This window comes from Bacillus sp. Leaf49, assembly GCF_001426125.1.
Classification (GTDB): Bacteria; Bacillota; Bacilli; order Bacillales; family Bacillaceae; genus Bacillus; species Bacillus altitudinis.
Genome location: NZ_LMRK01000020.1, coordinates 434,776 through 448,486, shown reverse-complemented (window position 1 = coordinate 448,486; position 13,711 = coordinate 434,776). Strand labels below are relative to the sequence as shown.

16 protein-coding genes and 1 other annotated feature are annotated in these 13,711 nt (G+C 41.4%); all 16 genes read right to left on the bottom strand.

What is annotated here, in order from left to right:
- Positions 1 to 69: 69 nt before the first annotated feature.
- On the bottom strand, positions 70 to 444 hold the full coding sequence (locus tag ASG46_RS12080) for a TraR/DksA family transcriptional regulator (protein ID WP_008344944.1): 375 nt from the start codon (positions 442 to 444) through the stop codon (positions 70 to 72).
- Between the two features lie 160 nt (positions 445 to 604).
- Positions 605 to 3,370, bottom strand: coding sequence for an isoleucine--tRNA ligase (gene ileS, locus ASG46_RS12075; RefSeq protein ID WP_008344945.1), 2,766 nt, complete (start codon positions 3,368 to 3,370; stop codon positions 605 to 607).
- 59 nt (positions 3,371 to 3,429) lie between these two features.
- Positions 3,430 to 3,667, bottom strand: a binding site (T-box leader).
- A 59-nt stretch (positions 3,668 to 3,726) separates the two neighbouring features.
- Positions 3,727 to 4,221, bottom strand: coding sequence for a DivIVA domain-containing protein (locus tag ASG46_RS12070; protein WP_008344947.1), 495 nt, complete (start codon positions 4,219 to 4,221; stop codon positions 3,727 to 3,729).
- A gap of 26 nt (positions 4,222 to 4,247) precedes the next feature.
- A complete protein-coding gene (locus ASG46_RS12065) occupies positions 4,248 to 5,024 on the bottom strand; it encodes a YlmH family RNA-binding protein (protein ID WP_047946974.1) in 777 nt (258 codons plus the stop codon).
- 54 nt (positions 5,025 to 5,078) lie between these two features.
- Positions 5,079 to 5,357 carry a YggT family protein gene (locus ASG46_RS12060; RefSeq protein ID WP_373422526.1) on the bottom strand — a complete coding sequence of 93 codons (279 nt, stop codon included), beginning with the start codon at positions 5,355 to 5,357 and terminating at the stop codon, positions 5,079 to 5,081.
- A gap of 9 nt (positions 5,358 to 5,366) precedes the next feature.
- Positions 5,367 to 5,825, bottom strand: a complete 459-nt coding sequence (gene sepF, locus ASG46_RS12055) for a cell division protein SepF (RefSeq protein WP_017359354.1) — start codon at positions 5,823 to 5,825, stop codon at positions 5,367 to 5,369.
- A gap of 1 nt (position 5,826) precedes the next feature.
- Positions 5,827 to 6,516: a YggS family pyridoxal phosphate-dependent enzyme gene (locus tag ASG46_RS12050; protein WP_024720318.1), complete on the bottom strand. Its 690-nt coding sequence runs from the start codon at positions 6,514 to 6,516 to the stop codon at positions 5,827 to 5,829.
- Between the two features lie 6 nt (positions 6,517 to 6,522).
- Complete coding sequence (pgeF, locus tag ASG46_RS12045) at positions 6,523 to 7,386, bottom strand: peptidoglycan editing factor PgeF (RefSeq protein WP_035700679.1); 864 nt, start codon at positions 7,384 to 7,386, stop codon at positions 6,523 to 6,525.
- A 212-nt stretch (positions 7,387 to 7,598) separates the two neighbouring features.
- Positions 7,599 to 7,835 carry a YlmC/YmxH family sporulation protein gene (locus ASG46_RS12040; RefSeq protein WP_008344958.1) on the bottom strand — a complete coding sequence of 79 codons (237 nt, stop codon included), beginning with the start codon at positions 7,833 to 7,835 and terminating at the stop codon, positions 7,599 to 7,601.
- Positions 7,836 to 7,914: 79 nt separating this feature from the next.
- Positions 7,915 to 8,691 (bottom strand): ABC transporter ATP-binding protein, encoded by a 777-nt coding sequence (locus ASG46_RS12035; protein WP_019743283.1) that lies wholly within the window; start codon positions 8,689 to 8,691, stop codon positions 7,915 to 7,917.
- Positions 8,692 to 8,819: 128 nt separating this feature from the next.
- Complete coding sequence (locus ASG46_RS12030) at positions 8,820 to 9,176, bottom strand: PTS glucitol/sorbitol transporter subunit IIA (protein WP_007499733.1); 357 nt, start codon at positions 9,174 to 9,176, stop codon at positions 8,820 to 8,822.
- A 26-nt stretch (positions 9,177 to 9,202) separates the two neighbouring features.
- Complete coding sequence (gene srlE, locus ASG46_RS12025; protein ID WP_017359358.1) at positions 9,203 to 10,213, bottom strand: PTS glucitol/sorbitol transporter subunit IIB; 1,011 nt, start codon at positions 10,211 to 10,213, stop codon at positions 9,203 to 9,205.
- Between the two features lie 13 nt (positions 10,214 to 10,226).
- Entirely contained in the window at positions 10,227 to 10,757 is a 531-nt protein-coding gene (srlA, locus tag ASG46_RS12020) for a PTS glucitol/sorbitol transporter subunit IIC (protein ID WP_003210918.1), read from the bottom strand.
- A 17-nt stretch (positions 10,758 to 10,774) separates the two neighbouring features.
- Complete coding sequence (locus ASG46_RS12015) at positions 10,775 to 11,206, bottom strand: transcriptional regulator GutM (RefSeq protein ID WP_008354650.1); 432 nt, start codon at positions 11,204 to 11,206, stop codon at positions 10,775 to 10,777.
- A gap of 12 nt (positions 11,207 to 11,218) precedes the next feature.
- Positions 11,219 to 12,463 (bottom strand): NAD(P)H-dependent oxidoreductase, encoded by a 1,245-nt coding sequence (locus ASG46_RS12010; protein ID WP_007499740.1) that lies wholly within the window; start codon positions 12,461 to 12,463, stop codon positions 11,219 to 11,221.
- A gap of 243 nt (positions 12,464 to 12,706) precedes the next feature.
- Entirely contained in the window at positions 12,707 to 13,645 is a 939-nt protein-coding gene (locus tag ASG46_RS12005) for a sugar-binding transcriptional regulator (protein ID WP_024720314.1), read from the bottom strand.
- Positions 13,646 to 13,711 lie beyond the last annotated feature (66 nt).

The window sequence follows — 13,711 nt, the reverse complement described above, 5'->3', positions numbered from 1 at the left end:
GGTCTTTATGCATTTTATCAAGAAAACAGGATGGAGTAAAGAAACTTTAGTTGACAGACAAAAACCTCCCTACATGTGGAAGGCTTCAAAATGAGAATCGTTTGATTCATAAGGATAAGGGGTGAATGCTTTTTTCTCGTATTGCTTATGATATAAAAAGTCGTCAGTCGTACGAGCAGTCGGAAGAATACTCATTTGTTCAATAGGCATTGTATGCCCTGTCGCCTCGCATATGCCATAAGTTCCTTGTTCAATTTTTGCAATCGCGAGCGAAACATCTTGCAGTTCTTCTTTGATGTGATAAAGAAGCGTGGTCGTTTTTGCTTGATCGAACGTGACATGTTCAGCGGGTGAACGCAATGATGCATATTCAAACAGTTTCGATTGCAGTTCTTCTCTCATTTGAAGGAGTTCCATGTAAATCGTCTCTAGATCGCCATTCATGTCGCTGTTTCAACTCCTGCCCTGTCGTGATAATCATATTGTTGCCCCGCCTGTTCACTTTAAAGCCATAAGATTTTTCCTTTCGTTCTAAACGCTGTCATTTTCTCTATATCAAAAACGCCCCGCTATATGCGGGGCGCTAGTTGGTGATATCACGCTGTTAATTCTGGTAATATTTCTCCACGATTTCAGCATTTTTGAGCGACAATGTTGGGTATTTTGGATTTGCGCCAACATCTTTTGAAATAATGCGGGAGCGTTCGCACAGTTCGCCTTCTGCTTTTTGAACAACAATACGTCCTGATGTGTATTCAGGCGCTGATGCGTCTGCATGCTTCTCATCTTCTACTGTTAACTCAGAAATGATAAAGAGCTGCTTCACATCTTCTTTAATGGATGCAAGAAGGTTTTTCACTTCCTCTGTTGCATAAAGGGTCACACTCGCTTCAAGTGAACGTCCGATGACTTTCTCATTACGCGCAATTTCCAGCGCTTTTAGCACATCGTCACGTACTTCCATAAAGCGGTCAAACTTCACTTCTGTCGCTTCTGCTTGAGGAACAGCTACACCTTCTGGCATATCTGTTAACTGAACACTTGGCTCTTCAACAAAGCTTAAGTGGCTCCATAGTTCATCTGCTGTATGCGGAAGAATTGGTGCTGTCAACTTCACTAACGCCATTAATGTTTCATAGAAGACCGTCTGCATGCTGCGGCGGTCTGGATGATCCGCATGCTCAATGTATACCACATCTTTTGCAAAATCGAGATAGAAAGAGCTAAGCTCAATCGTACAGAAATTGTGGATGGCATGATAGACAACCGCAAATTCGTAATCATCATAAGCTTTTTTCACTTTATCAATCAATTTGTTTAATTTGATTAAGATATATTGATCCACTTCGCGAAGCTCTTCGACTGGTACTGCATTGACTGCTGGATCAAAGTCAAACAGGTTACCATGCAAGAAGCGGAACGTGTTACGGATTTTACGATAAACTTCTGCGACTTGTTTTAAAATGTCGTCAGACACTGGATGATCGGCTTGATAGTTGACAGAAGATACCCAAAGTCTAAGAATCTCCGCACCAAGCTGCTTCGCTACTTTCGTCGGATCAATCGTATTGCCTAATGATTTACTCATCTTGCGTCCTTCTTTATCAAGCGTAAAGCCATGGCTGAGAACACCTTTATATGGCGCTTTTCCAGTGACTGCAACTGCTGTAGATAAAGATGAGTTAAACCAGCCGCGATATTGATCAGAACCTTCAAGGTAAAGGTCTGCCGGACGAACCAGGTCATCTCGTTCTTCTAATACCGCTTGGTGAGAAGAACCAGAATCAAACCATACATCCATGATATCTTGCTCTTTTGTAAATTCACCGTTCGGGCTGCCTGGATGTGTAAAGCCTTCAGGCAATAATTCTTTTGCTTCTTTTTCAAACCAAATATTCGAGCCATGTTCTCTAAATAATTGAGAGACGTGCTGAATCGTTTCATCTGTGATGATTGGCTCACCATTTTCAGCATAGAAGACTGGGATTGGAACGCCCCATACACGCTGTCTTGAAATGCACCAGTCACCTCTGTCACGCACCATATTGAACAGGCGCGTTTCGCCCCAAGCTGGAACCCATTTCGTTTCTTTAATATTATCTAGTAGCGCTTCTCTGAAGTCTTTAATCGAAGCAAACCACTGAGCGGTTGCACGATAAATCGTTGGTTTTTTCGTTCTCCAGTCATGCGGATAAGAGTGCGTGATAAAGTCGAGCTTTTTCAATGCGCCTTTTGCTTCAAGCTGTTCTGTGATGGCTTTATTGGCATCCTCGTAGAATAGTCCTTCAAAACCAGGTGCTTCTTCTGTCATCACACCTTTTTCATCTACTGGACATAACACATCAAGACCGTACTTCATACTTACGATAAAGTCATCTTCCCCGTGACCTGGCGCTGTGTGAACACAGCCTGTTCCTGCATCTGTTGTGACGTGATCGCCAAGCATCACTAGAGAATCTCTATCGTAAATTGGATGTGCTGCAACGACCTTATCTAATTCTTTACCTTTTAAGGTTTTCACAACTTCGTACTCTTCAAATCCAAGTGTTTTTGCCACTTGTTCAACTAGCTCAGATGCGATGACATATCGCTCAGCACCCACTTGAAGCACGCTGTACTCTAGGTTTGGATGAACACAAATGCCAAGGTTTGCAGGAAGTGTCCAAGGTGTTGTTGTCCAGATGATGAACTGCTCGCCGTTTTCAAGTACGCCTTTGCCATCTTTCACTTTAAATGATACGTAAATCGATGGTGAACGTTTGTCCTTGTATTCAATTTCTGCTTCAGCAAGTGCTGATTCACTTGAAGGAGACCAGTTAACAGGCTTAAGACCTTTGTAAATATAGCCTCTTTTCGCCATTTCACCAAAGACAAGAATTTGCTGCGCTTCGTATTCAGGCTTCAATGTCACATATGGATTATCCCAGTCTGCTCTTACGCCCAAACGTTTAAACTGATTGCGCTGACCTTCGATTTGTTTCCAAGCATACTCCTCACATAGTTTACGGAATTCTGCTGTCGACATTTCTTTGCGTTTGACTTTTTTATTTTTCGTAAGGGCTGTTTCAATCGGTAAGCCATGTGTATCCCAGCCCGGTACGTACGGTGCATGGAATCCATTCATTGATTTAAAACGGACAATAAAATCTTTGAGGATTTTATTGAGTGCGTGCCCCATATGAATGTCACCATTCGCATATGGAGGTCCATCATGCAAAATAAAGGTTGGGCGTCCTTTTGTCCGCTCTAAAACCATTTGATAGATGTCTTTTTCTGCCCACTCCTCTTGGATTTCAGGCTCTTTGTTCGGCAAGTTCCCTCTCATCGGGAATTCTGTTTTTGGCATTAATAAGGTGTCTTTGTAGTTCATACCTATTCCTCCACATGCAAATTCGTATTAAAAAACAATAAAAAAAGCCCTCTCATCCCATAAGGGACGAGAAGGCTTGTCTCGCGGTACCACCCTTTTAGACAAGCGCTTTGAAATTGCCGCTTATCCACTCTAAAATCGTAACGTGATCTGACGCCTTTTCTTACTCATTCATTTCAGAAAAGGAACTAAAGGGGTGATCTCATTGCAGCGTTTCGTAATGTCAGGCTTCCACCGTCCCTGATTCGCTTTATTACGCATGTAACCGCTGCGAGTGTCCCTTTCAAACGTTTATCTCTTGTTAATTTATGATGGTATTATATGCAACATGAGCACGTCATGTCAAGGTGATGCGCTTATTCTTTTTCGTCAAAGACAGCGTCAACTTCATATTCCAGCAAATGATCCCAATCATCATTTTTCAGAAGATCAAGCTGAGCTTCGATGAGCATTTGGAAACGAGTTCTAAAGACTTTCGACTGTTTCTTGAGCTCTTCGATTTCCATTGCAATCTTTCTTGATTTTGATAACGCTTCGTTGATAATACGGTCTGCATTTTTCTCAGCTTCACGAATGATCAATTTCGCTTCTTTATCAGAATGACGCTTCACGTCTTCTGCTGCTTCTTGCGCCACAAGAATGGATTTGTTTAATGTTTCTTCAATTGTTGCAAAATGGCCTAGTCTTTCATCAAGCTCGTTGACTTTGTCTTCAAGCTCGTTCTTTTTGCGAAGTACGATCTCGTAATCTTTACGTACTTGGCTTAAAAACTCATTTACTTCATCTTCGTCATAGCCGCGAAAACTTTTTGTGAATGTTTTATTATGAATATCATTAGGTGTTAATGGCACTCTTGCCACCTCCAGATTCAAATTCGTTATGTCAGAAGCTCAAATGTTACTTTGAATTTATCTTTTTTCGTCTTCCCATCAATTGTTTTTAAGCTAAAGCGGCCAAATCCCCTGACAGAGAGCTGATCACCTTCACCAATTGTAAAGGAAGGGTCTTCAGTGACTTTCCAGTTTACTTTGACAAGACCATTTTTGACCAAAAGCTGTGCTTTTTGCCGAGACTGACGGCTGACAGCAGCACATACAGCGTCAAGCCGCAGTGAAGAAATCGTATCTTCTTTGATATCGGTTTTGCTGATGACTGGCTGAAGATCTGCCTTGCTGATTTCCTCTAATGAAACAGATGCTCTGCCGACATGCGTCAGCTGAGCCTGAACAAAATCGGCAACATCGCTTGTACAAATAAATTGTACGTTGTCCTCTGAAAACAACAAATCACCGAATTTTTGACGCTTCAGGCCTGTCCCAATGAGCGAACCGAGAAGGTTGGGGTGTTCTATCGAAATAAACTTTTTCGCATAGTTCACCTGAAAAAAAGTCAGTTCAAAATCCTGTATGGTCGGTGCTAAATAGTCAGGATAGATCAAAGCCCTTTTCCGCTCTGCTTCCTCATACCCGCCAAAAAACATGAGACCCAGTTCATCAGAATGCTGAATCACGGACTGGGTAATGAACTGCTCACGCGGATCAAGAAAGTCTGTTAATTTCATTCGATATTGATCGAGTGCGATGTTTTTCCAGCCTAATACTTGGTCGACAAATGGCTGTTCGTCTTTTCTAAAATGTTGATAAATATCGCTCATTTTGTTCCCCTTTTATGTAAAAGAGCCTGGCAGATGCCAAGCCCGGCAGCCTGTTTACATGAATCGTACAATCATATTATAAAGACCAGTTAGTCCATACGATGATGCGAAACGAATCACAAGCAATGCCACAATCGGCGAGATGTCAATCATACCAATTGGCGGAATAATTTTACGGAATGGTTCTAAATACGGTTCGCAAATGTTTGTCAAGAAGCGGCCAATCGATGTTTCTCTTGCAGATGGCACCCATGACATAAAGATGTAAATAATGATCGCGAATGAGTAAATCGTTAATACCGTACCCAAAATATTAAAAATGAAATTTAGAATAACTATGATTTACCACCTCTGAGGTTCTTCCTCTGTCAATAGTTCTGATATTGTGCCAGATACATCCACATTATCAGGTGTGCAGAGGAATATATTCGAGCCAATACGCTGAATGTCTCCACCGATTGCATAAACCGTTCCGCTTAAGAAGTCGATGATTCGCTTTGCTTGATCGTGCTGAATGCGCTGCAAATTGACGACGACTGCACGCCGATTTTTAATATGATCTGCAATCTCTTGAGCCTCTGCATAAACACGTGGCTCACTTAACACCACTTTAGAGGATTTTTGCACGCTTTGCAAGCTGACGACATTTTGTTTTCCTGCCTGAGGACGCTCTTGAAATGCCGCTTTATCTTTTGTGTTTTTTTCTTCTTGTGCTGGTTCTCTTTCTTCATCAATATATTCGTACTCATACTCTTCATCATCGAGTGTGAAGAAGCTTTTAAACTTATTTTTTATGCTCATGTCACGCACCTCCTGTTTCATTTCCAACAAGTGAAGAGCCAATCCGAACAAATGTCGCACCTTCTTCAATTGCGATTTCAAAATCGTTTGACATGCCCATCGATAAATGCTGACAAGGTGCATTTACTTGGTTCAGTTGTTTTACCTCTTGTTGAAGGCTTTTTAATGTTTTAAAACAGTTTCGTATCACAGTATGATCATCTGTAAATGGAGCCATCGTCATGAGTCCAGCAATTTCAATCTTTTTGAAATCAGCGAGCTGCTTGACAAATGGAATCACGTCCTCACTTTGCAAGCCGTGTTTTGACTCCTCCAGTGATGTATTCACTTGTACAAAACAGCGAACCGTGTGATCCGCTCTTTTTTCAATTTCATTCGCAAGGGACATTCTGTCTAGCGAATGTAAGTAGTCAATGGTCTGAATGACAGATTTCACTTTTCGCGTCTGTAAACTGCCGATGAAGTGCCAGCTAATGTTTTCATCGGTTATGGCTGCCTGTTTTTCAAGTAACCCTTGGTCACGATTTTCACCAAAGTGCAAAATTCCGGCATCCTTTGCTTCTAATGCTCGTTCAATCGAGACATATTTTGTGACAGCGACAACCGATACATCGTCTGGATGTCTACCTGCTCTTTTACATGCTTCGTTGATTTGTTCATTTATTTGTCTGAGATTCTCTCGTACATTCAATTGCACTTATGCCTCCTTAAACCCGACAAAAGACATCATACGTCCTGTTTTCCCTTGATCACGCCGGTGTGAGAAGAAATGCTGCTCATTGCAACTTGTGCACATCGAACTGACATGTATGTTTTCTTCTTTTAATCCTGCATGAAGTAATACGTTTTTGTTTAGTGTTTTTAAGTCAATTTTGTATTGTCCTTGTGACATCTCGGAATACACATCCTCTGTTGAAAAAGGAAGCTGTTTCACTTGATCTATGACAACATCATCTACTATGTAGCAGCAGCTGCCAATGGATGGTCCAATGACGACTTGTATATGATCGGCATCAGCGCCTTCTTGGCGAACCCATGCATCAACCATGTTGGCGCCAATTTGTTTGACGGTTCCTTTCCAGCCGGCATGAGCCGTTCCAATCAGCCCAGATTGCGGCGCTAGAAAATAAAGCGGAACACAGTCAGCGAAACAAAGAGCGAGCATGATGTTTGGTTCAGAGGTGTATAAACCATCTGTTCTAGAGAGCGCTTCATCATACTGAAGACTTCCTCTTCCCTTTTGTTCCTTCGTGACTTTCATGATGCGATCCTCGTGTGTTTGGTCAGCAAACACCCAATTAGAGAGCGGCACAGCAGTAGCATCTGCAATGACTTGACGATTCATTTGGACACTAGAAGCATCATCTCCTACATGGAGTCCAGTGTTCATTGATTGATATGGAGAAAGACTAAAGCCGCCATTTTTTGTCGTAAAACCGGCCAATATCTCTTTTCCAGAACATGTCATGTTCGTCCAATCATGAATCAGCATTGCATAAGGTGATTTCTGCTGAAAGGGGTCATATTTGTCTATCAAAGCTGCCTCCCACCTTTCATTCATCTCTCTTTATATCGCTCCTATTTTACCACAAGACCTGCTAAGACAGTTAGTGGGATTCATTAAATATTACACTCAAATGTGCCCTTTCTACAGGTTTTTTTTCAAATTGATATGAAAACGTAATCTTTTTACCCGAAAAAGACATTGATTGCTGAGAATGGAGAGCTTGTTTTAAGGAAAATTTGATCTATTAGTTGAGGAATTTACACAAATTAAGAAGACAAACGGACAAGTATCACATCTTCGCCAATTTTTACTATATTTCGCCACGGGACAATCATTTCCTCTTCTTTTCCGAAAAATCCCATCATTTTACCTGTACCGCCAATGATAATCGCTTGTATTTTACCGCTCGTGACATTGATATCAATGTCTCCAATAGTACCTAATTTTTTTCCGCTGGACACATCGACGACATCTTTGATTTGGAATTCAGAAATACTGATCATCTGTCCTTCCCCGCCTTTCGTTTTCTACTATAATATGTATGATGGAAAAGCAGGGAAGCAGACCAATAGTTTCTCTTATCTACAATTTACTTAAGTGAGGACGGCCGTTTTGCCACATGACTTCGACTGGACATTCAAAAAAGGAAGAAAGCAAGTCACTTGTCATCATCTGCTTTGTCTCCCCTTTATGAAAAACAGTACCTTCTTTTAATAATAAAGTGTGCTGAAAAATCGGGAGAATCTCTTCTGCATGGTGGGTCGTATAGAGCAATGTGGGCGCATCTGGTTTTGATGCAATCAATGAGATCGTCTCCAGCACTTGTTCTCTTGCTAAAAAATCAAGACCCGTCACAGGTTCATCTAAGATTAGAAGCTTCGGATCATTCATTAAAGCTCTTGCGATGAGCACTTTTTGTTTCTCCCCTTGCGACAGGGTTTCATACGTGCGATTGGCATATTGAAATGAGCCAAATGTTTTTAATAAATCAATCGCCTTCTCTCTTATCTCATCTGTCGGTGTTTCATAAAGTCCGATGGAAGCAAATGCCCCGCTCAAAACAATTTCAAATGCATTGTCATCTCTGTGCAGCTTCTTTTCAAGACCAGCAGAGATGAGACCAATTTTCTTCCTTAGTTTTTCACCAAGCGCTTCCTTGCCAAACACATGGCCTAACACCGTCATCTCACCTGACGTTGGAAAATAATATGAGCAAAGCATATTTAATAAAGCCGTTTTCCCAGCACCATTTAAACCATAAAGCACCCAGTGTTCCTGGTTTTTCACCTGCCAGTCAATAGAACGAAGCAGCCATTTTCCATTTCGTTTTAAAGAAACATCCTTCAAGTCAAGCGACACGATCTTTTCCTCCTGAATAAAAATTCTGAATATACAAATAATAACGTCTACAGCATATCGCAAATGTTTCAATCAGTAAACCTAACGCAAAAAAGCTGCTCCCTATAAGGAACAGCTTTTTTCCATGGTTACGAAATTTCAATTCGTACGCCTTCTTTAATATCAGGAAACGTATGCGGGGATGCAAAGACAGCTCCCGGTAATACATCATCAAACGGCTCTTGGAAGTAGATCGAAATATGGCCGAGTTCCTTAAAGTTGTCATTTGCTTTATTGCCTAAAGCAGTAATGGTATAAGTTTGGTCGCCCACTTGAATCGTTCCCCCTAATTTCAGCGGCTCTTCTTCTAAGTGTTCAAACTCATGAATGACAGACATATCTCTTAATTCCTGCGGCGCTGCTGGTCCAAATAAAACAATCAGCTTATCTTCTTTAAACTGCGGGACTAAGATCCCAATTTCTTTTACGACAGATTGTGTTACCATGTATCTCGATTCCTCCTTTAATACGTTTAATACATACCGAAGCTGGCAACGTATGCGATCACAACAGATAGAACGCCTGTAATGAGACGGCTATACAAAACAGCTGGTACCCCATATTGTACCGTTTCCGGCTTCGCTTCACCAAGTGATAGCCCCACCGGGATAAAGTCACACCCTACTTGACCGTTGATCGCAAACAGTGCTGGAAGAGCAAATTGAGGCGGAATGTTTCCTAGTGCAATTTGACTACCAATCAGTACACCGATGACTTGTGCGATGACTGCCCCAGGTCCTAAGACAGGCGATAGGAACGGTAAGGTACAGACAACAACGAGCAGTAAGAGCCCCCATAAAGATCCTGCCAAAGGTGAAAGGAAATGGGCAATCAGATCACCGATTTTCGTATAATTGATAATTCCAATTAACATACTGACAAAGGCCATGAATGGAATAATGTTTTTAAGGAGCATATCAACAGAATCACGACCAGCTTGATAGAATGTGCCGGTTACTTTTCCGATTCCTCTTGAGAATCTCATGAGGAAATTCCCTTTTTCTTGACGCTCGATATTTTCCTCTTTCAGTTTTGAATAGGTTTCTTTGAAATTCTCTTTGTCAATTGGGCCGCTGCTTTCTTGACCTTCTACATTCCCTTCACTATCAGTTGCTTCAGCAAAGGAAATATCTTTTTCTGTGACACCTGATACGAAGATATCCTCTGTAATGTGTTTTGCAAGCGGTCCAGAAGGAGAGGATGCCAGCACATCGACAGTTGGAATGCGTTTCATTGGATAAAGTCCGATTCGCGCTGTTCCTCCGCAGTCAATGACAACACACATCATTTCATCTTCTGGTATAGAATTTTTAAAGCCGTCACATGCTTCTGTTCCTGTCATTTCTGCAATTTTACGTGCAACTGGGTGAATGCCTCCTCCTGTAATGGAAACGACCTTTCTTCTTTTACCGGTTGGTTCAAGCTCTAATCCTTTTCCCCATCCGCCAGCACCTTTTGCAACAAATACTTTGTGGTTTGTCATGTCTAACCCTCCCCTATTGTGAATTCGCTTTCATTTTTCCTGCTAAGTACTTTGTGATCCATTCCGTAATGATTCCGCGAAGTAAAATGACAACGATCCCGACTAAGAAGTAACGAACAGCCAGCTCTGACATAGAGTATCCAGCTTCTTTAATCCCGTTCGCAATTCCTAAGTAGACAAACAGTTCTCCTGCGTTGGCATACGGGAACAGTGATGTCACCGGATGAACAAATGAAACAGCTGAATCATAGAATGCTGGTTTTTGTTTTTCAGGTAAGAAGCGGCCAAACGTATAAGCCATTGGGTTTGTCAAAATAAGAACGGATAAGATCGGCATTAACGTATAGCGCAAAATGGTATATTTCGCTGCAAACTGAATCGCTCTATTCACTCGCTCTTCTCCAATAAACTTCATGACAGCATAAGTGAAAGTAAGTAACACAACAAGCGTTGGAACGATACCTGTAACAAGACCCATGAACTGCTTTCCGCCGGCTTCAAACATCCCGATAAAGTGCTCTCCAAACCATTGAATCCATTCCATGTTTCATCTCCCCTTTCTTAGTTCACATTTGTTATATTTTTTTTAGAAATCGAGACAAGCGCCTGCTCCGCTGCCATGGAGAGTGCTTGCATGACAGCTGGTCCCCTTTTGCGCTTTTTCAATGTTTGTTTCATCATGTGATGCTCATCAAGCACAGCCCCCACATGTTTTCCTTCATAGGAAGGCAGTTCCTTAAATTTAGACAAAATCGAGACGCCACCCAGCACATGACACTTTTGAATGATGTATGATTCATCGACAATGATGAGCGCAATGGCTCCAGGACCAAATTTGCGCCGCTCCATTCCTGAAAACAAGTGATAGCCTTGTTTCCCTTTATAGTCGTCAATCAGTGAATCCATGCTCTTGCGGTAGTACTTGATTTGAATAAACGATAAACCATACTGCACAATCAGAATAATGCAAAGTACGATTGCTAATTTTTCCATAGCCTCACGTCCTTATGATTGAAATAAGTGATCTTGTAATGAACGCAGCTTCCAGACCGTTGTGCTTGCATCGAGTTCTACATCATCATGAGATAGGAATTGCCCCAATTTGATATCTTTTTTCGCTACCACTTTTCCGCTGATTAAGCCAATTGGGATGTGGCCGTTCGCTTTCATGTCTTGATGTGTTTCAAGTACACCTCTTACGGAGTATCCGCCAATACCATCAAGTGTTTCTCCTGCTTTAATATCTCTTTTCGCCACAGCGACAGTTTCTGATACTGGTACACCAATTGGATGGATTGAAGAATCGTGTTGTAAGACTGCTTTTGCGATCGTCACTGGTGTTTCAAGACTTGCTAAGTGGAAAGGACGATACAGTGTGTAGTGAGGACCTTTTCCAACTTTTAAGTAGCGAAGTTCTTCATCTACTGGCTCAAGATCACTCTTGACGATGACAAAGACACCTGGTGCCAGTCCGTTTACATATTCAACGACTCCGAAGTTATCCAGTACGCCGCCTTGCTGTTTTTGATTTAATTTATCTGCTACATTTTCTAAATTCGCTTCTACTCCATGCATGCCGACTTTATCAGGCAAAAGTCCTGTTGCATTACTTAATAGGTTCATTTCTGCCATCGTTTTTGTTCCGTCTTGGAATGCTGCCAGCATGTGGGCACTCATATGTTTACTATCTGCTTCAGCTTTACACGTATCTGGGTTTGCTTCTGGGAAGAATGGGTTGTTCTTACCTTTCCCAGCAACCAATACTTCAAGCCCCATTGTTTTTGCAAATTCGTATAGTTCTAGCGTTGCTGCTGGTTCATCTCCAGCTGATCCAGAGTAAACAAGTCCTGCATTCGTGAATAATTTATGCATGACCAAGCCGATCGTAATATCGACTTCTACATTTAAAAGAACGAGATGTTTTTTTGAATTAAGCGCTTCCAAAGAAATGTTTGCTCCGACCTCTGGAACACCTGTTGCATCCACAACGACTTCCACAGAATCTGATTGAATCACTTCTCTGTAATCATTTGTGACGACCATTTGATGTGGTTTCGCATGTTGCTTGTAAAAATTCGCTGCTTTCTCAGCTGCACTAAGATGAATATCACAAACACCTGCAACAATCATGCCTGGAATTTTAGAAATTTGTGAAATGAGTCCAAACCCCATTTGGCCTGCCCCGATAATCCCAACTTTGATTGGATCTCCGCTGCGTTCTCGTGCTAACAATTGTTGATAAATTGACATCTAAATCATCCTTTCAGGTTTTCTTGCTTCACAATAGATTGCTAGAAAAATAATCTGAAACTTTTAACAAATGTTATAAAAATTAACAAAAATCTGTTTCTTGTAACATTTGTTATTTTATTTATCATTTGTTATGAACTTAGTTTATATGATGTGTCAACTTTGTGTCAAGATAAAATCGATAAAATTCTCAATCTTTTTGAGTCTAAAGACTCAAAAAAACTACCTAATCGGCTTAGGTAGTTACTTTAATAGGGCATCTCCGGTTTGTTCATCTGTAATTAACACATGAATTAATCCACCTTCTAACGCTGCCCTGATCGCTTCAATTTTTTCTTCTCCTCCAGCGACACCAATCACAAGAGGGATCTCTTTCAGTTTTAGAGGACTGATCCCCATCACCCGGTCGTTCCACGGATGCGGATACACTTCACCTTTATGATCAATAAAGTTATAACAAATGTCACCCGCGACATCTTTCGCTTGCAGGATATCTTCCTCACCACTTGTCATATAGGATTTCACCATCGTTGAATGTTGCGGAACCCCGCCTATTCCTACGACCGCGATATTTGATGATTCTCCTAATTCAATGACTTTTTTGATCGACGGCTGTCTAATGAGTACATCTTTCGCTTCTTTCGTATCAAGCATGACAGGCACATGTAAAAACTCACATTTGGATTTGAGTGCTTCTGAGCATCTTCCAATAATATAGTTGGCATGAATATCAACATCTTCATTTCCGACGCCTCCGACTAGCGGAACAAATGTTACAGACGGAAAATGCTGAACAGAGGTAAGCGCTTTCGCCATTTCATGCAAGGTGGTCCCTGATGAAAAACCGATGACTTGTCCATCCTTCATGACTTTTAATAAAAAGCCCGCAGCCGCAGCTCCTATTCGACTTTTTGTTGTTTCTTGACTGAGAGATTCCACACACACGACTTCTCGCAGCCCGTATTTTCGCTCTATTTTTCTTTCTAACGAACCATATTGTTGATTCACTTCATCATGAATAATGATTTCCACGATTCCTGCTTCACGTGCTTTTGCCAAATATTTCGATATGAGCGAACGGCTAACCCCAACAGCTTCTGCAATTTTAGATTGAGTGGCGCCTTCTTCATAGTACATATGCGCAACCTTAATGAGCAGCCTTCTTTCATCATGGAATGTCATAATAACCCTTCTTTCCGCTTCTCTATTCCCTCACAAATGATATTTTAAATAACATTTGTTAAAAAC